Here is a 17,644-nt window from a genome sequence, read left to right as displayed (position 1 = left end):
ATTAAGCACCCTCGTTTCTGCCTTTAACTAAAAGTTTTTCTATCAAGCGAATCACACCGAACAAAATAACACTTAATAGCATAATAAAGAAAATAGCTAAAAATACGCGGTCAATTCGGAAGGATGATTGGGCAAGAGTCATATAAACCCCAACACCTGCTTTCGCTCCTAACCACTCTGAAATAACAGCACCCATTACACTATAAGTTGCGGCGATTTTCAGCCCTGAGAAAATCGAGGGAAGGGAGTGTGGAAACTCCAATTTCCAAAAGATTTGACGACGAGATGCACCAACCATTTGCATATAATGTTTCAGTTCTGGAGCAGTTTGTCTAAATCCATCCATGCTCGCTACAACGATTGGGAAGAAACATACAAGACTGATGACAATTAGTTTTGGCAACATTCCAAACCCAAACCAAATAATTAGTAGGGGAGCAAGGACAATCGTTGGTATGTTTTGCGACAATATTAATAATGGATAGAACAATTCATTTACTTTAGGTAGACGGTAAAGAATGATAGCGATGATGAGTCCGACACTACTTCCGATCACTAAGCCTATCAATGCCAAGGAAATTGTAGGGAATATGTGTCCAGAAAAAGTGTCAAATCCCACAGTCGCTTCTTTTAAAACATCACTAGGAGCTGGTAATAACCACTTCGGCGTTTCTGTTAGTCGTACAAGTACTTCCCATAAGATGAATAAAAAGAGGAGGAAAAGAAAAGACTTTCCTCCTCGTTGCCAAAACGTCCTCATCAACGATATTTCTCCGTTAATTTCTCCATTGAAACCCCCGATGGATTGTACGAAATTTTCACTTGGGACAGTACTCCTGGACAACCTAATTCAATCATCTTTTCATTCATTTTTTCAATGATTGCAAGCAACTGTGAAAGTTCTCCTTCCATTGTTGTTTCTAATGGATTGACTTGATACTTAACACCAGACTCATCGATCACAGCAATTGCTGCATCGACTAATGGAATTACATCTTCGCCACTTTTTGTTTTAGGTAAGATTTGAATACTAACTAATGCATTAGCCATAAATAGACGCCCTCCTTATTCCGGTAAGAATTCGTTTGTAAATGCTTTTTCCGGATCAAATTCGCCTTCTAAAACACCATTGTCCGTCATCCAGTCAGCATAATTTTTCCAAACTTCTAGTTTTTGTTCACCCCAGCGAGGTGCATCATCTTGATATTTTGTACTTAACCATTTTTGACTTTCTACTACTAATTTTTCGTCAAGTTCAGGTACAGCAGCTGATAAAATTCCAGCAGCTTCTTCAGGATTATTAATTGCATCCTCATAACCTTTAGCAGCCGCTGCTACGAACGCTTTTACTGTATCAGGATTTTCTTCAATCATTTTTTCATTTGTTGCTAGGACCGGCGTATAGTAGTCCAATTTTTCACTAAAATCCGTTAAATAAACCATGTTAATCTGTTCTCCACGAAGCTCCGCTTCAACGCCTGTCCAACCGTAGTAAATCCAAGCAAAATCAATACCTTGATTGTTCATAGTGAAGAAGTCTGCATTACCAGCATTCACGATGTCCAACTTATCAATATCTGCACCGTCAACATTCATAATTGTTTCTAGTACAGCTTGTTCAATCGGTGAACCCCAGCCACCATAAGTTTTCCCTTCAAAATCTTTTGGAGAAGCAATATTTAAGTTCGCAGGTGAAGCAAAGCCCGATGTATTATGTTGGATAACTGCTGCGATCGATACAATTGGTACTCCTTGTGTACGTGCAAGGGTAATATTTTCTTGTATACTCACACCGAACTCAGCGTTTCCAGAAGCGATAAGTTGATCGGAACCTGCTTCGCCAGGCATGATAATTTCAACGTCTAAGCCTTGTTCTTCAAAATAACCTTTTTCTTTCGCTACATATAGACCAGTATGGTTTGTATTTGGCGTCCAATCTAAAACGACAGATACTTTTTGTAATTGGTCAGACGATTCATTAGCTGAATTCGTCTCTGTTTCGTTTGACTGTTGTTGTGATTGACAGCCAACAAGGGCTAAAACAGCAACCACTAGCAACATAAATAACTTTTTCATTGATAAGATCCCCCATTCATATGAATTGTCAATTCATACTCGAAGAATAAAAAAACGCCTAGGATACATCCCAGACGTAAATAAACATATTGATTCAAATGAAAGTAAATTTGAAGTCAATGTTCCCTACGCTGGTATTAACCAAATCAGGTTCTAAGGGTTAGTATCTAAAGGATACAATCTCAGCTGGCCACACCAGCTCCCCTACATTCTTCTCGATATGAACTTGCACTATTCATTGTAGCAATAATTGGGCGAGATTTACAATAGCAATATATATTTCTACCTAATTTGTCGATTTTAATAGGCAAGGAAAGATGAATAGTGTCTAATAAACGTCTAAATGTTCATCGATAACAATATATTGTACAAAAGGGGAATATGAAGGAGGATGATATGAAGAAGGTTTTAATTACTACTTTATTTTTATTGTTTGTTTTTGCTCAGACAACCTTTGCCCACACAGATATTAAGACAACAACCCCATCAGATGGACAAATTATTGAAGGAAATATAAATGAACTTACGTTAGTATTTGAAACACCTATTGAAAGTAAGAGTATAGCAACACTAACAGATGAAAATGGTGAAGAAATACCACTTACAATTTCAGTTAATAACGATACAATGATTGCAAAAATAGAAACCCCACTAGAAAGCGGTACATATGAAGTTAAATGGAATATTATTGGTGAAGACGGTCATCCAATGAGTGGCAGTTATTTATTTATGGTTAATAATGCTGAACAAGCAGAGGCAGCTACTGAAACAGGTAGTGAAGAAGGGTCTTCGTTTAATTGGTTTGTAATTATTATAGGTGCATTAGTCATCATAGTAATTCTTTCACTAGTAACAAAACCGAGTAAAGGAAGAAGAAGAAGGTTTTAAACTTTAAATTCGAAAGCATGGAGTAGCTTAATCCATGCTTTTTTTTGGTTGGAAGTTTTATTACTTAAGTGAAACTTGATGACTTTAGATTCGTAGAAGTAGTAAAGCAAAGGGGGACGACACAGATGAATAAGCAAGGGTGTATTAAATGTGGAAGTAACAACGCAGATACAAAAGAAGTGGCAATGACCGGAACTGGGTTATCTAGAATGTTTGATGTTCAACACAATCAATTCACAGTTGTGTATTGTAAAAGCTGTGGATATTCAGAGTTTTATAATAAAGACTCCCCAAGAGGTATGAATATATTGGATTTATTCTTTGGAGGATAATATTTGGTAAAAAGAAACGTCAATCTTATTCTGGATTGGCGTTTCTTTTAATACGTAAAAGTTCACCTTTTTATTAAATAATGAAATAATAAATGAATGATTGAATAAAAGGGTGATCAATTTGATAAAAGCAGCGGTGTTGTTTATTTTAGCTGGGTTAGCGGAAATTGGTGGTGGCTATTTAATATGGCAATGGCTACGAGAAGATAGGTCAGCATGGTTAGGATTGTTTGGTGGAGTGGCATTAGTGTTATATGGCATTATTGCGACATGGCAGGCGTATCCATCCTTTGGTCGAGTGTACGCAGCTTATGGAGGAGTATTCATCGTCCTTTCTGTTTTATGGGGATGGGGGATTGATAAGAAAACACCAGATATTTATGATTGGATTGGTGCTTGTATTTGTATAATTGGTGTGTCAGTAATGCTCTTAGCACCTCGGCGATAATTTCTAAATGAATTGAACACATCTCTTGAAATCTATATAGTTAAAACAGAAATACATAGTTGGAGGAGTCGTTATGAATATTAGTTTATTACTAGGCGCCGGCTTAGCTTTCTTAGGTGTAGTACTCGGGGCATTTGGTGCGCATGCTTTAAAGGACAAGTTCCCAGAACCGAAACATGAACAATATTGGAACACGGGTGTGCAATACCATATGTACCACGCGTTAGGTCTACTTGCAATCGGGATCTTATCAATGGATGCGTTAATAGGGGAATCTTCGTTATTAACTTGGGCGACTTATTTAATGTTTGTTGGAGTCATCTTCTTTAGCGGAAGTTTATATGTACTCTCTGTAACTGGCGTGAAAAAACTAGGAGCAATCACACCAATTGGTGGTCTTTTATTCCTTGTGGCGTGGGCATTGGTTGTAGTTGAGGTAATTAATTAAATTTTAGAGTATAAAAGACATTCGAGAGGTAAGATCCGTTGGAAATGTCTTTAAGAGGGTTTATAAAAGACATTAGAGTGTGGAAATCCATTCAAAATGTCTATAATAACATCGATAAAGGACATCTTACTGTATCTATCACAGTAAAATGTCCTTTATTATTTATACGTACTTAATTCATCTCTTTTAAACTAGATAAAGAAACTTCTTGCTCTTTTTGTGGATCATCTAAAGGATAAATTCTTGCTGTTTCTTTTTGTTCATCAACGTGTTGAATGTAAACACGTTCCCCATTATAAAATACCTTTGCTAAATGGCCTGACTCTGCTATTTCCTGGGCTCTTTGAATGTTCAACTTTGAATCCTCCTATGTTAAGTAAAGTAGCATCCATTCTTCTTCATTATTAACAACTCTCCATATAAAATATTCGCTCAAAACATAACTCAACTTGTCTAATATTGGCCAAAGTTGAGAAAAATGAGGAAAGCCATGAAAAATGATACAACCTTTAAAGAGGTGAAACACCATGAATGAGCAATTCAACACAAACTCATACGAACACCAACGTTTAAGTCATCCTAGAAAAGTTCCTTGGGTAATGAAACAAACTTGGTTAGATAATTTGTTTATTCATTATCCAGTAAAGTTAGAGGAACTCTCAAAATTAGTTCCCCAGTCGCTAACACTTGATACATTCAACAATACAGGATGGATTTCGATCGTTCCTTATCTAACCACTTCAGTTAGAGCCCGTGGTCTTCCACCTATACCAGGATTAAGTCAATTTCTAGGATTTAATGTTCGTACATACATCCAGATAAATGGAAAACCGGGAGTATATTTTTTCAACCTTGCTGCAGCGAACTGGCTGACAGCAAAAATGGCAAAGCAATCCTTTAGACTTCCTTATGTTTATTTAAATATGGATTATAAAAAAGTAGGGGACACCATCCATTTTGAAAGTGCCCCCTACAGGAGAAATGAAGAAAATTTATGGTGGAAATACCGTCCTATTTCTGAACCGAGACTTGCGAAAAAAGGAACGCTTGAAGAGTGGTTAGTGGAAAGGTATTGTCTTTATACAGTTAATGACAAAGGCGAGCCGTTTCGTAGTGATATTTTACATCGTTCATGGTTGCTCCAAGATGCGGATGTGGACTTTCAACACAATTCAATATTGAAACAATTCAACTTATTATCATCCGTTGGAAAACCAATTTTTCACTACTCTAAAAAGGCAGTAGTTCGAATTTGGCCAATATTACCATGTTCGAAAAATGAATAACTGGTAAGTGTGAAAAGTTCCCTTAACTTTTTCCTTTGGAGTATATAATTTCAAATTTATAGCACAATAAGAAGCAAATCCTTTTATGGGAGTTATTAGCATGAGCATGAGATATATTTTTACAGGAAATAGTAATAAGCCCAAAAATAACAATACAAATAACAACAATTCACCAAATAATAAAGGTGAAGAATTTAGTATTACAATCGAAAAAGATTTGGCGAAAAATATTGAAACGATTAAAACAATGCTTGGTAATCCAAGTGATCTAGTCGTTAGGGAAACTAAAGTTGGTAGCACAGAAACGAAATGTGCGATTTTATATATCAGTGGAATTACAAATTCTGACCTAGTAAACAACAATATATTAAAAGCAGTTCAATCAAGTAAGATTCAATCGAGTCAAAACAAAGATCAGTCAAATAACAATAGCAATCAATCAAGTAATGATCAGAAAAACAACCAATCCAATAAAGAGCAGTCAAACAATTCCCAATCAAGTGACAATCAAACAAGTAGCAACAAATCAATGAATCAAGGGACAAACAATAGCCAATTAAACAACGATAGTCAATCCCAAAACAGTCAATCAAACAACAATAATCAGTCCCAAAACAGTCAGTCAGGTAACGAACAGTCAAATAACTCGCAGTCTAATTCCACTTTATTAGACCAAATATTAACAGAAGTAATAGCTATTACAGATAGTAAGAAAGTGAAGACTTTAGACGAATTATCATTTGCATTGTTGTCTGGTAACTCGATCTTTATCTTAGATGGTGAGCAAACAACTTTAATCATGGATACTGTCGGTGGTGAGAAACGTTCCATTGATGAACCACAATCAGAATCCGTCATTAGGGGATCACGTGTAGGATTTGTAGAGAACATTAATACGAATCTATCTTTAATCCGTAAGGAAATTAAGGATCCCAATCTACGCTTTGATATTCATGAAATTGGTCGGCGTTCCAAACAAAAGCTTGCAGTATGCTATGTTGCTGGTATAGTCAATGAAGATATTTTGGATGAAGTGAATCGAAGATTAAAAACAATTGATATTGACTTTGCTCCTGATTCAGGAGTTGTTGAACAATGGATAGAGGATAGTTTTCTTTCACCGTTCCCACAAATTTTAGATACAGAAAGACCCGATAGATTAACATATAATATACTCCAAGGAAAAATAGGAATTCTAGTAGATGGAAGTCCCTTTGGATTAATAACACCCATTACTTTAGGGGATGCGTTACTTTCAATTGAAGACTACAATCAACGATGGTTATTGGGATCACTGTTAAGGTTTCTACGCTATATTTCTGCATTTATTGCAGTGTTTTTACCAGCTATTTATGTAGCATTGATAGCATATCATCCTGGTATGATTCCATCGCAACTTACTTTTTCAATTGCAGCAACTAGGGAAAACGTACCTTTTCCGGCAATTGTTGAAGTATTATTAATGGCTGTTACATTTGAAATTTTACAAGAAGCAGGGATTCGAATGCCAAAAGCTATTGGAGCTACCATTGGTATTGTTGGAGGAATTGTAATTGGAGAAGTAGCAGTTAGTGCAGGTATAGTAGGACCTGCAACTGTTATCGTTACATCTCTTACTGGAATTGCAACATTCACAATCCCAAATAATAGCTTGGCAATGGCTGTTAGAGTAATTCGGTATGCCTTGTTAATTGGAGCATCAATTTTAGGACTATACGGAATTATTCTTGTATTTATATTGCTTGCGATTCATGTAGTGAATTTAAAAAGTATGGGTATTCCATACTCATCACCATTTGCGCCATATTTTTTAGGGGACTTAAAAAATTTACTTATACGAGCACCAATTACGACACTAACAAAACGTCCACCATATTTGAAAACAGACGATATAAAAAAAATCAATGATGGAGGTCAAAGTAGTAAATGAAACCTACGCTAACCCATGGGTTTATAAGTGACCGGGACATCATGATTACTGTCACTACTAATATTATAGGAATTACAACATTAACGTTCCCAAGAATAATTGCCGAGGATACAAGTGCTGCGGATGGATGGGTACCAATTTTGATTGGCGGGTGCATTGCATGTTTTTTAGCTTGGCTCATAGCTAAAATTGCATCGTCTTTTCCAAATCAATCCTTTTTCAATTTTACTTCGTATTTACTTTCAAAACCGATAGCGGTAATTATTTCAGTACTTTTTATTCTACATTTTATTTTAGTGTCATCCTATCAAGTACGTGAAGTTAGTGTATTGGCGCATCAATATTTGTTTGATAAAACGCCAATCCAAGTGATTTCTTTAAGCTTTCTTTTGGTTGTTGTCTATGGAGTCGCTGGATCACGTGCTGGAATTTTTCGTTTGATTGTTTTGTTTTATCCTACTGTTATTGTTGGATTATTACTTCTAACATTACTTCCGATAGGTTTATTTAAATTGGAAAATTTATTACCTATATTTCAAACTGATTTCGAAGGTTACTTAAGAGCTAGTTATTCTGGTGTTCATGTGTTTTTAGGGTTTAGTATTATTCTTTTTTATATTGAAGTTGTTAAAGAGCCAAAAAACACTCCTAAAATGGCCATAAAAGGAATCCTCATAGCTGTAATTTTTTCACTATTTCTTTTTCTAGTTTGCGTTGGAACATTCGGAAATGCTACAACGAGTAACTTATTTTTTCCATCTTTTGATCTATCTAGAGCAGTGGAAATTCCAGGTGGCTTTTTTGAGCGATTTGATGTCATCGTATTTGTTATTTGGACAATGATTCTCTTTACAACAACATTAATATCATTTGATTTAGTTATTTTACTAATGATGATGTTATTTAAAAAAGCTAATAAAATGAAACTTATCTATTTTTTGTCACCATTAGTTTTCCTACTTAGTTCATTACCGGTTAATTATATCGAACTAACAACAATTGGTAGGTTTTTATCCAATTCCATGTTATTTCTAATCATATTAATCACTATCCTTTTAGGAATCACCTATAAAGTGAAGGGTGGTAATCAAAATTGAATTGTATGAAACAAATAACTTTATTAATAGTAATTTTGCTACTCCTTACAGGATGTTGGGACAAGATAGAACTTGAGAAAAGGGCATTTGTTTATGGAGTTGGAATAGATCTTGCAGAAGAACAATCATCGTCCAAATCATCAAAAATTAAGTTAACTTCTCAACTTATAGTTCCAGAGCAACTCGTTACTTTGAGTGGAGGAGGTAGTGGTCCTGCTTATCGTAATTTATCTGCGACTGGGGACACAATTATCAATAATAATAGAGAAACGCTTAAACAAACGAGTCGAGTGACTGATGTAACTCATTTAAGGGTTATTCTTTTTTCGGAAGATGTAATAAAACAACCTAATTTATTTAAAGAACATATTGATGTATTTCTCCGTGAAAAAGATATGCGTAGGGGAATGTTAATCGCCATTGCTAGCGGAAAAGCTGGTGATTTATTATCTGTTGAACCGGAAGATGAAAAGCTTCCTTCCCACTATATCGGTGAGTTATTGGAAATTAGAGGTAATATTGAAACGGTTGAATCGATTCGAATTGGAGATATCCAAGAAAAAGTATTACAACAGGAAAGTTTTACACTTCCACAATTAAAAAAGCTAGAGCCTAAAATTATTGATTACGAAGGGATTGCTGTCTATAACGGAAGAAAGGCTCAAATGGTCGGTACTTTAAAAGGCGATGAAGCGAAAGGGTTAAACATTATTATAGAAGAAAAAAATACAGGTACGCTTAACATTGAGGTTGATGGAAAAGTAGCTGCAATTGAACTGCTTAGAATTGACCATAAATTTCAATTAGAAAATAATGATCCGAGCAACTTACAATTTAAAATAAATCTTAAGGTAAATGGTACAATCGCTGAACAATATGGAAATCAGGATGTCATGAAAGAGGAGGTACACAAAAAATTTGAAATAGAACTTAAGGAAAAAATAAGTGAACTAACTGAGAAAGCTGTTGAAAAATTACAAAAAGATTATATGACCGATGTTTTAGGATTAGGGACTTACTTACATCATTATCATCCTAAGTTATGGGAACAAATGAAAAATAATTGGGAAATCGGTGAAAACTACTTTTCTAAAAGTAAAATCACTTTCGATATAGATGTATTGATAGAAAGACCGGGAACGATAAATAAAACATCAGATGGGAGTAGGTTTAGATGATGAGAATAATAATGGAACGTTTTCCTACTCTCTTTACATTTTTTTGTACTTTTTTGGCATTTGCAATTCCTTATGGCATTCACAAATGGAATCAAAAAATTCATAAAAATGTAGATCCACCATGGAAGGTGCAAGAAGAAAATCAGGACTCTACAGGTAATCAAAATATCAATACTAATCAAAATTACTATGGAAACCAAAATACCCAAGGAAATCAAAACGCCAATGGCAATCAGAATTCCCAAGGAAATCAAAACGCCAATGGCAATCAGAATTCCCAAGGAAATCAAAACGCCAATGGCAATCAGAATTCCCAAAGTAATCAAAACGCTAATGGAAATCAAAATTCCCAAAGTAATCAAAACGCCAATGGCAATCAGAATACCCAAGGAAATCAAAACGCCAATGGCAATCAGAATTCCCAAGGAAATCAAAACGCCAATGGCAATCAGAATTCCCAAGGAAATCAAAACGCTAATGACAATCAGAATTCCCAAGGAAATCAAAACACCGATGGCAATCAGAATTCCCAAGGAAATCAAAATGCTAGTGGCAATCAGATCTCCAATAGCAATCAGAACTCCCAAGGAAATCAAAATACCAATGGCAATCAGAACTCCCAAGGAAATCAAAACACCAATGGCAATCAAAATTCCCAGGGAAATCAAAATGCCAACGGCAATCAGAATTCCCAAGGAAATCAAAATGCCAACGGGAATCAGAATTCCCAAAGTAATCAAAACGCCAAGAGGAATCAAAATTCCCAAGACAAGCAAAATTCAAATGGCAATCAAAATCAACAAAAAAAGTCGATATTTAAAAAGTTTCAATCGAAATTTTCAAAAGGACAAAGTGGATAAGGTTGAGCATTTCTTTTCATTATGAAATGCTCAATTTTATTTTTTTCATTCAATAGAGTCATGAAACTGTTCAGCATTAGGTAATACTAGATGGAGTACTACATACTATTTAGAAATGGAGCTATGTGAAATGGCAGTTTGTCCTTTATGTAACTCTTTAAAAGAATTAAAAGTTTACTGTTCCAACTGTAACATTCTTTTAGAAGACTCCGGTAAAGTATCAGATTTTTTAGATCCGTATGGTCATTATAATGATGAAGAGACCGTAAAAATGGGAGATGGCTATCCAAATACAGCAAGTGACGAAATTTGCCCCCATTTGTTTGCGTGTAAAGAATGTGGTTATGACGTGGTTAAATTTATCCAAGAAGAATAGGTAGAATTAAAAGGCAACAGATAATTATTTGTTGCCTATTGGTATTTTTACTAATTCAATTTTAAGTTAGATTTTTTTTCATTATTTGACTTTGTACTTTTAGGTTTTACATGTTGTTTTGCAATATCCTGATTCATTTGAAGTGTTGAGGAACCTAAATTATTATTCATAGCTGCTTCTTCATTTAACTTTTCTTCTTTTTTCATTCCATATCCCTCCGTGTAATCATCTTGTACATAGTTTACCCACCCTAAATTTTTCAATGTACATTTAAAAAAGCAACCTTTAACAAATCTTTAATGAGATTTTTAATTTCATTTTATAAACGCTATTAAAATAGGCAATACTTTAGAGGTCCTTATATTTATTCTATTGCCTTATGTTTCAGTGTTTTGTTTAAGAAGATTATATAAATTTTGTAACATTTTAATTAATGATTTAGTCAAATTATTAAGGTGGTGATGAGATGAGAAAAGCTTTAATCTGGATGTTTTCAATTAGTTTGGTTCTCGTTGGTTGTGGTACTACTTCTTTGTCTACGGGGAATACATTGAAAATTTCCAGTAATGTTGAGTTTGGAGAAGAAGATTATAAAGATCTAGTATCTTCAAATAATGCATTAGGTTTTGATTTACTATCCAAAGTCTCAAGAAGTGAAAACGGAAATGTGTTCGTTTCGCCTACAAGTTTATTTATGGCTCTTTCCATGGTGTACAACGGTGCGGATGGAGTAACGAAGGAAGAGTTAGAAAATGTGCTTAATGTGGATGGACTGACACCAGAAGATTTAAATAGAGCTAACGCTTCATTAATGACATTGCTTGATCATAATTCAGATAAAATCCAATTAAACATTGCGAATTCAATTTGGTTGAATAATAAATATCAATTCCAAGCTGAGTTTGCGTCAACAAATAGGGATTATTATAACGCTGAAATTACGGAAATTGACGTTCAAAATCCACAGACTCCAAAAACGATAAATGAATGGGTAAATAACAAGACAAATGGAAAAATTGACAATGTCGTTGGAGAAAACTTAAGTCCAGATATGATAACGATGCTTATAAACGCAATTTATTTTAAAGGTAGTTGGACTTATCCTTTTGACACATCATTAACGAAAGAAAAGAAATTTACATTACAGGACGGCTCGACGATTGAAGTGCCGTTAATGGAAATGCATGAAGAGCTGTCATATACAAAAAATAATATGTTCCAAGCTGTTTCTCTTCCATATGGCGATGAAAAGATAACAATGAAGGTATTTTTGCCAAACGAAAATGTTAGCCTTAAAGAATTTGAAGAAATGCTTACAATGGAACAGTGGCAAGAATGGCAAAGCAGTTTTTATAAAACAGAAGGTACTGTATTACTTCCTAAATTTACATTAGAGTATGAAGTTGAACTAAGAGAAACATTAGAAGCACTAGGAATGTCAACAGCCTTTAACAATGCTAACTTGTCAAAAATGATTGAAGGAACATCTAATTCAGCTATTACAAGTGTAAAACAAAAAACCTATATAGATTTGAACGAGGAAGGGACAGAAGCTGCCGCAGTAACATCTGTCATCGTTTCAGAAACATCTATGCAACCAACGTATAAACCATTTCATATGGAAGTGAATCGACCATTCTTTATTGCCATTGTTGATGAGACGTCAAATGCGATTCTTTTCATGGGAACTATTGCAAATCCAAAATAAGTATGGTGTTATTAATAAGCAAACTTCTATAAGATGGTAATTCAGACAGTGAATGATTCGTAGCAAATTTGATAAAAAATAATAATGAATGTTTTATTAGAGAGAGGGGACTTATCCATGGAAGAGATTAAAGTTGGGGAAATTTTCACGATTGGTGAAGAAGATGGTGAAGAACAAGAAGTTGAAGTCCTTGCAGCAATTAATATTGAAGGTACACAGTATGTTGCAGTAGGGTTTGTAGAAGATTTAAAAGAAGAAACCGATGAAGAGATTGACGTGTTCTTCTTAAGAGTAGATGAAGAAGGCGATTTCGAGGCCATTGAAAGTGACGAAGAATTTGATAAAGTTTCAAATGCGTTTGATGAGATTTTAGAAGATGAATAAATTAAAATAAGAAATGATAAAGTTGGCTCTACTAAGTAGTTGCCAACTTTTTAATTAGGTTGAAGATTTTGATCATACATATTTAACATCATGAATACTTACGTAAGATTAATGGGAAAATAACATGACCCCATTTAGTGTTTGTTTATAAGGAGAGTTCAATTGTGAAAACGAAAACTGCTGTATTTTTAGATCGAGATGGTGTGATCAATGAAGTATTAACGAAAAGAGTAAAATTTGTGAATAAGCCTCGAGATTTATATTTCTTACCTAGGGTTGCTGAAGCGGTTAAAAATCTAAATGAGTATTTTGATTTTATTTTTGTCGTAACGAACCAAGGTGGAGTAGGATTAGGCTATATGAAGGAAACGCAACTTCAAAAAATACACGAGCATATGATTTCGGAATTAAAAAAAGAAGGTGCAATCATTCATGAAGCGGTTTATTGTCCACATAAACCAAAAGAAGGTTGTGACTGTAGAAAACCGAATGCAAAGCTTATTGAAGATTTAGCACAACGATACGATGTGGATTTATCGAAATCCTATATGGTGGGCGACACGGATACGGATATAATCGCAGGTAAGAAGGCAGGAACAAGAACAGTATTTATTGGTGGGAGTGATCCCCTTGCAGATGCAGCGTTTCCAGATTTATATGCTGCTAGTGAATGGATCATTACAGAAGCGCAAAAGGAGGATTGAAATGGCTGAAAATAATATAGGTTGGAAATTTGATAATAGTTATGCACGTCTACCGGAATCCTTTTTTAAACCGACTAAACCTACACCTGTAAGTTCACCAAAATTAGTAGTTTTAAATAAATCATTGGCTGAATCCCTCGGTTTAAATCCAGAACTCTTAAATAGTAAAGAAGGAGAAGCGATTTTTGGAGGAAATCAACTGCCTGAAGGGGCAGAATCTTTAGCACAAGCCTATGCAGGACATCAATTTGGTCATTTTACGATGTTAGGAGATGGCCGCGCTGTATTACTTGGTGAGCAGATTACACCAGAAGGTAACAGAATGGACATTCAACTAAAAGGAGCAGGAAGAACACATTATTCCAGAGGTGGAGACGGTCGTGCTGCTTTAGGTCCGATGTTACGTGAATATATTATAAGTGAAGCTATGAATGCATTGGGTATACCGACGACACGTAGTTTAGCTGTTGTCACTACAGGTGATCCTGTTATTCGAGAAACAGATTTACCAGGTGCCATATTATCAAGAGTTGCTGCAAGTCATTTAAGGGTAGGAACATTTCAGTATGCAGCTGGTTTCTTAAAAATTGAGGATTTACAAACACTAGCTGAGTATGCCATTGTAAGACACTATCCAGATATTGAAAATGATGAAATGCGTTATGGTAACTTCCTACACGAAGTGGTTAAAAGACAAGCAGATCTCATCTCAAAATGGATGCTTGTAGGATTTATCCATGGTGTGATGAATACGGATAATATGACGATTAGTGGGGAAACAATCGACTATGGACCATGTGCATTTATGGATACGTACGATACAAAGACGGTCTTTAGTTCAATTGATACCCACGGACGTTATGCTTATGAAAATCAACCTAAGATTGGATTGTGGAATCTAGCCCGATTTGCAGAGTCGTTACTTCCTTTAATCGATCAAGACGAAGAAAAAGCGGTAGAAATTGCACAAAGTATCTTAGAAGAGTATCCAAAACGTTACGAAGAAAATTGGTCGGCAGGAATGCGGGCAAAAATAGGTTTGTTCAATGAGGAGCCAGCAGACTTACATCTTATAAATGAACTCCTTGAGCTCATGTACCAACATAAAGCGGATTATACAAACACATTCCGTAGCTTAACAATGAATAAACTGGAAAACTTATTGCTATTTGATACAAAGCCATTCCAAGTGTGGTATGAAAAATGGCAAGCACGTCTTAACCGACAAGAACAATCTAGAGATGAATCACAAGAGTTAATGAGAATCAGCAATCCAACTGTTATACCACGTAATCACCGAGTAGAAGAAGCGTTAAAAGCTGCAGAGAATGGTGATCTTAGTGTTATGGAAAATCTGTTAAATGCTTTAGCAGATCCCTACGATTATGATTCTGTTAAAGAAGAATATTGTTCCGTACCCGCGCCATCAACAATTCCATACAGAACATTTTGTGGAACATAAAAAGCGAAAGAGGGGAAACCTTCTTTCGCTTTTATTTTGAAGTATTTTCATGTTCTTTATGAACGATATCCATAACGACATCTTCAATGGTAACTTTTGATAATGTGGTTTCAAGTGCTAATTGGGCATTTGAGAAAATAGGCATGATCGATTCTTGAATATTTCTCCCTACAGTACAATTAGGGTTTGGATTGTCATGGACACTAAATAACTCATTTTCATTTACTACATTGACCGCTTGATACACATCAAGAAATGTAATTTCGGATAAACCTTTCGCAAGCTTAGCACCTGCAATTCCGGGGTGGATTTCAACTAACCCGGCTTTTTTTAACATACCCATAATTTTCCTTATTAAAGCTGGATTCGTATTAACACTACTTGCTAAAAGTTCTGATGTGTTTTTACCATCTTTATTGATCTCAAGTAAAGCTAATATATGAATGCCAACAGAAAAACGGCTGCTGATTGACATCTAGGTCACCTTTCTTTATATAGAACTAAATTTAATTTATATGAATGTCATACATTTGATTACAATCTATTATACCTAATTATACTTATACAGTATAAGTTAATTGACATTGAAATGAAATGTAACTATTATAGTTACAGGTAACAATTATAGTTACAGTATGGATTTTTATTCATATAATTGGAGGATGGATCTTATGAAAATTGGTATTATTGGAGCTACTGGTAAAGTTGGAAGTCTTGTTTTAAAAGAAGCTAAAGAGCGCGGACACGAAGTAACAGCAATCGTTCGTGATGCATCTAAGTTAACAGATAAAGCTTTTCCAGTTATTGAAAAGAGTATTTTTGATGTAACAACTGAAGACGTGAAACAATTTGATGTTGTGGTGAATGCATTTGGGGCTCCGCTTGGAGAAGAACAAGCACATGTTGATGCAGGACATGCATTAATTGAAGCTGCTAAAGGCACAGACACAAGAATTATTGTTGTTGGTGGTGCAGGTAGCCTTTACGTGGACGAAGCGAAAACAGTAAAATTACTAGATACACCGGAATTCCCAGATATGTTTAAGCCAACAGCAACAGGTCAAGGTCGTAACTTAGAAGAGCTACAACAAACAACAGATCTTAATTGGACATTCATTAGTCCATCAGTTATGTTTGATCCTGAAGGAAAACGTACAGGTACATATAAGGCTGGGAAAGACCATTTATTAGTAAATTCTCAAGGTGAAAGTTATATTAGTTATGCAGATTATGCAATTGCCCTTGTTGATGAAATTGAAAATGCGAAACATGTAAAAGAAAGATTCACTGTTGTAGGTGAAAAACAATAACTAATTATGAGCTAAGTTCTTTTTATGAGGAGCTTAGCTTTTTTTATTTATCTATAACTTTTTTGTGATTTGGGCATATGCTAATTTGAATGTTTTATCATCATTCTAATCTTGAATGTAAGTACGCCAAGGGGAATTTGATTGAAAGGATGAGTACACTGAACAATAATTTTCCGCGCTTTAATGGAAGCCCTAACCAATATACCCCAATGTACAATGAAGATGGTCTTCTTCAAACGCTTTTAAATGCCATGAAAGGTGAAGCTGCTGCTGTAGATTTCTATAGTAGGCTAGCTGAACTTGCGCCAAACTCTAAAGATCAAAATGATATTCTAAAAATTGCTGAAGAAGAAAGATTGCACTTACAGAGCTTTGTAAATTTGTTTTACACTTTAACAAAGCGTCATCCCCAGTATGAAGTGGAAAGAGTAGCGTTTAATACATTTGAAGAAGGATTACAAGAGGCTTTCGAAGACGAATTGAAAGATTACGAAACCTATCGTAACCAATATTTAAAAACAAGAAATCAAGCAATTCGAGATGTATTCTTCCGGGCTTTTTCAGATGAAATTAAACATGCAACAAGATTCAATGCAATTAGAATTTCATTATCAGAAAATCCTATTAACCCTAACAATGAAATTAAAATAGATAACCCTAGTGACTCTAATAATTCTAATGATACTGATAATCTTAGAAACACGGATATTCCATCATTAACTAAAGAAATAAAGGATTACGGACCTGATCCATTTGTGGTAGATATTAATGAAATAACAAAGCGTAACAATACCTTCCGTACAGCATTATGGACAGGAGAACATTTACAATTGACGTTAATGAGTATTGATGTAGGTGGAGAAATTGGTGTTGAAATGCATCCAGATACAGATCAGTTTTTACGCATTGAAGAAGGCGAAGGAATTGTACGAATGGGTAGAAACGAAAAACAATTCGACTTTGAAGAAGATGTTTATGATGATTACGTCGTTCTAGTACCTGCTGGAAAATGGCATAACATTATTAACACAGGAGATAAACCACTTAAAATTTATTCAATCTATGCACCTCCACATCATCCTCATGGCACAATTCATAGAACAAAAGAAGATGCAGAAGCTGCCGAAGAACAAATGGAAGAGTGATATTAATTAATA

General features: G+C 34.9%; 22 protein-coding genes and 1 riboswitch. Of the genes, 16 read left to right on the top strand and 6 right to left on the bottom strand.

Features of this window, described 5'->3' with window-relative positions; translation table 11 throughout:
- Window position 1: 1 nt before the first annotated feature.
- Genes CRO45_RS09805 through CRO45_RS09795 form a run of 3 tightly spaced genes read right to left on the bottom strand, consistent with a single transcriptional unit; the run spans window position 2 to window position 2,076 of the window.
- A complete protein-coding gene (locus CRO45_RS09805) occupies window positions 2-760 on the bottom strand; it encodes an ABC transporter permease (RefSeq protein ID WP_097149482.1) in 759 nt (252 codons plus the stop codon).
- Window positions 760-1,050, bottom strand: coding sequence for a thiamine-binding protein (locus tag CRO45_RS09800; RefSeq protein WP_097149481.1), 291 nt, complete (start codon window positions 1,048-1,050; stop codon window positions 760-762). The genes CRO45_RS09805 and CRO45_RS09800 overlap by 1 nt, the downstream gene beginning before the upstream one ends.
- Before the next feature lie 15 nt (window positions 1,051-1,065).
- Complete coding sequence (locus CRO45_RS09795) at window positions 1,066-2,076, bottom strand: ABC transporter substrate-binding protein (RefSeq protein WP_097149480.1); 1,011 nt, start codon at window positions 2,074-2,076, stop codon at window positions 1,066-1,068.
- A gap of 106 nt (window positions 2,077-2,182) precedes the next feature.
- Window positions 2,183-2,292: riboswitch (TPP riboswitch) on the bottom strand.
- A gap of 180 nt (window positions 2,293-2,472) precedes the next feature.
- Between CRO45_RS09795 and CRO45_RS09790 the strand changes: the two genes are divergently transcribed.
- From CRO45_RS09790 to CRO45_RS09775, 4 genes are all read left to right on the top strand, one after another.
- Complete coding sequence (locus CRO45_RS09790) at window positions 2,473-2,964, top strand: copper resistance CopC family protein (protein ID WP_170949457.1); 492 nt, start codon at window positions 2,473-2,475, stop codon at window positions 2,962-2,964.
- A gap of 125 nt (window positions 2,965-3,089) precedes the next feature.
- Complete coding sequence (locus CRO45_RS09785; RefSeq protein ID WP_097149478.1) at window positions 3,090-3,296, top strand: zinc ribbon domain-containing protein; 207 nt, start codon at window positions 3,090-3,092, stop codon at window positions 3,294-3,296.
- 121 nt (window positions 3,297-3,417) lie between these two features.
- Window positions 3,418-3,744 (top strand): YnfA family protein, encoded by a 327-nt coding sequence (locus CRO45_RS09780; protein WP_097149477.1) that lies wholly within the window; start codon window positions 3,418-3,420, stop codon window positions 3,742-3,744.
- Window positions 3,745-3,817: 73 nt separating this feature from the next.
- On the top strand, window positions 3,818-4,192 hold the full coding sequence (locus tag CRO45_RS09775; protein ID WP_097149476.1) for a DUF423 domain-containing protein: 375 nt from the start codon (window positions 3,818-3,820) through the stop codon (window positions 4,190-4,192).
- 172 nt (window positions 4,193-4,364) lie between these two features.
- On the opposite strand, the gene CRO45_RS09770 is transcribed toward CRO45_RS09775, so the two are convergent.
- On the bottom strand, window positions 4,365-4,547 hold the full coding sequence (locus tag CRO45_RS09770) for a small acid-soluble spore protein H (protein ID WP_097149475.1): 183 nt from the start codon (window positions 4,545-4,547) through the stop codon (window positions 4,365-4,367).
- 172 nt (window positions 4,548-4,719) lie between these two features.
- On the opposite strand from CRO45_RS09770, the gene CRO45_RS09765 reads away from it, so the two are divergent.
- The 6 genes from CRO45_RS09765 (at window position 4,720) to CRO45_RS09740 (ending at window position 10,919) form a co-directional block, all read left to right on the top strand.
- The gene (locus CRO45_RS09765; protein ID WP_097149474.1) at window positions 4,720-5,478 is read left to right on the top strand and encodes a YqjF family protein; all 759 of its coding nucleotides are present in this window, start codon (window positions 4,720-4,722) and stop codon (window positions 5,476-5,478) included.
- A gap of 100 nt (window positions 5,479-5,578) precedes the next feature.
- Window positions 5,579-7,408: a spore germination protein gene (locus CRO45_RS09760; RefSeq protein ID WP_170949456.1), complete on the top strand. Its 1,830-nt coding sequence runs from the start codon at window positions 5,579-5,581 to the stop codon at window positions 7,406-7,408.
- Window positions 7,405-8,505, top strand: coding sequence for a GerAB/ArcD/ProY family transporter (locus CRO45_RS09755; RefSeq protein ID WP_097149473.1), 1,101 nt, complete (start codon window positions 7,405-7,407; stop codon window positions 8,503-8,505). Before CRO45_RS09760 ends, CRO45_RS09755 begins: the two co-directional genes overlap by 4 nt.
- Window positions 8,506-8,510: 5 nt before the next feature.
- Window positions 8,511-9,683, top strand: coding sequence for a Ger(x)C family spore germination protein (locus CRO45_RS09750; protein ID WP_235864575.1), 1,173 nt, complete (start codon window positions 8,511-8,513; stop codon window positions 9,681-9,683).
- Window positions 9,680-10,543, top strand: coding sequence for a hypothetical protein (locus tag CRO45_RS09745; protein WP_097149471.1), 864 nt, complete (start codon window positions 9,680-9,682; stop codon window positions 10,541-10,543). The genes CRO45_RS09750 and CRO45_RS09745 overlap by 4 nt, the downstream gene beginning before the upstream one ends.
- Before the next feature lie 130 nt (window positions 10,544-10,673).
- Complete coding sequence (locus CRO45_RS09740) at window positions 10,674-10,919, top strand: hypothetical protein (RefSeq protein WP_097149470.1); 246 nt, start codon at window positions 10,674-10,676, stop codon at window positions 10,917-10,919.
- 50 nt (window positions 10,920-10,969) lie between these two features.
- Here CRO45_RS09740 and CRO45_RS20045 read toward each other — a convergent pair whose 3' ends face one another.
- On the bottom strand, window positions 10,970-11,125 hold the full coding sequence (locus tag CRO45_RS20045; protein ID WP_170949455.1) for a hypothetical protein: 156 nt from the start codon (window positions 11,123-11,125) through the stop codon (window positions 10,970-10,972).
- 260 nt (window positions 11,126-11,385) lie between these two features.
- Here CRO45_RS20045 and CRO45_RS09735 point away from each other — a divergent pair, with 260 nt between their 5' ends.
- The 4 genes from CRO45_RS09735 to CRO45_RS09720 all read left to right on the top strand — a co-directional run bounded on the left by CRO45_RS09735 (window position 11,386) and on the right by CRO45_RS09720 (window position 15,177).
- Window positions 11,386-12,627, top strand: coding sequence for a serpin family protein (locus CRO45_RS09735; RefSeq protein ID WP_097149469.1), 1,242 nt, complete (start codon window positions 11,386-11,388; stop codon window positions 12,625-12,627).
- A gap of 117 nt (window positions 12,628-12,744) precedes the next feature.
- A complete protein-coding gene (locus tag CRO45_RS09730) occupies window positions 12,745-13,011 on the top strand; it encodes a DUF1292 domain-containing protein (protein ID WP_097149468.1) in 267 nt (88 codons plus the stop codon).
- A 164-nt stretch (window positions 13,012-13,175) separates the two neighbouring features.
- Window positions 13,176-13,715 carry a D-glycero-alpha-D-manno-heptose-1,7-bisphosphate 7-phosphatase gene (locus tag CRO45_RS09725; RefSeq protein ID WP_097149467.1) on the top strand — a complete coding sequence of 180 codons (540 nt, stop codon included), beginning with the start codon at window positions 13,176-13,178 and terminating at the stop codon, window positions 13,713-13,715.
- A gap of 1 nt (window position 13,716) precedes the next feature.
- A complete protein-coding gene (locus tag CRO45_RS09720) occupies window positions 13,717-15,177 on the top strand; it encodes a protein adenylyltransferase SelO (protein ID WP_097149466.1) in 1,461 nt (486 codons plus the stop codon).
- Between the two features lie 31 nt (window positions 15,178-15,208).
- On the opposite strand, the gene CRO45_RS09715 is transcribed toward CRO45_RS09720, so the two are convergent.
- Window positions 15,209-15,652, bottom strand: coding sequence for an Rrf2 family transcriptional regulator (locus CRO45_RS09715; RefSeq protein ID WP_097149465.1), 444 nt, complete (start codon window positions 15,650-15,652; stop codon window positions 15,209-15,211).
- A gap of 196 nt (window positions 15,653-15,848) precedes the next feature.
- Between CRO45_RS09715 and CRO45_RS09710 the strand changes: the two genes are divergently transcribed.
- Entirely contained in the window at window positions 15,849-16,487 is a 639-nt protein-coding gene (locus CRO45_RS09710; RefSeq protein ID WP_097149464.1) for an NAD(P)-dependent oxidoreductase, read from the top strand.
- 149 nt (window positions 16,488-16,636) lie between these two features.
- Window positions 16,637-17,632, top strand: coding sequence for a cupin domain-containing protein (locus CRO45_RS19840; protein ID WP_235864571.1), 996 nt, complete (start codon window positions 16,637-16,639; stop codon window positions 17,630-17,632).
- Window positions 17,633-17,644 lie beyond the last annotated feature (12 nt).

Source organism: Ureibacillus acetophenoni, from assembly GCF_900220965.1.
GTDB classification, from domain to species: domain Bacteria; phylum Bacillota; class Bacilli; order Bacillales_A; family Planococcaceae; genus Ureibacillus; species Ureibacillus acetophenoni.
The sequence above is the reverse complement of the archived record's forward strand: the minus strand, read 5'-3'. Positions and strand labels throughout refer to the sequence as shown.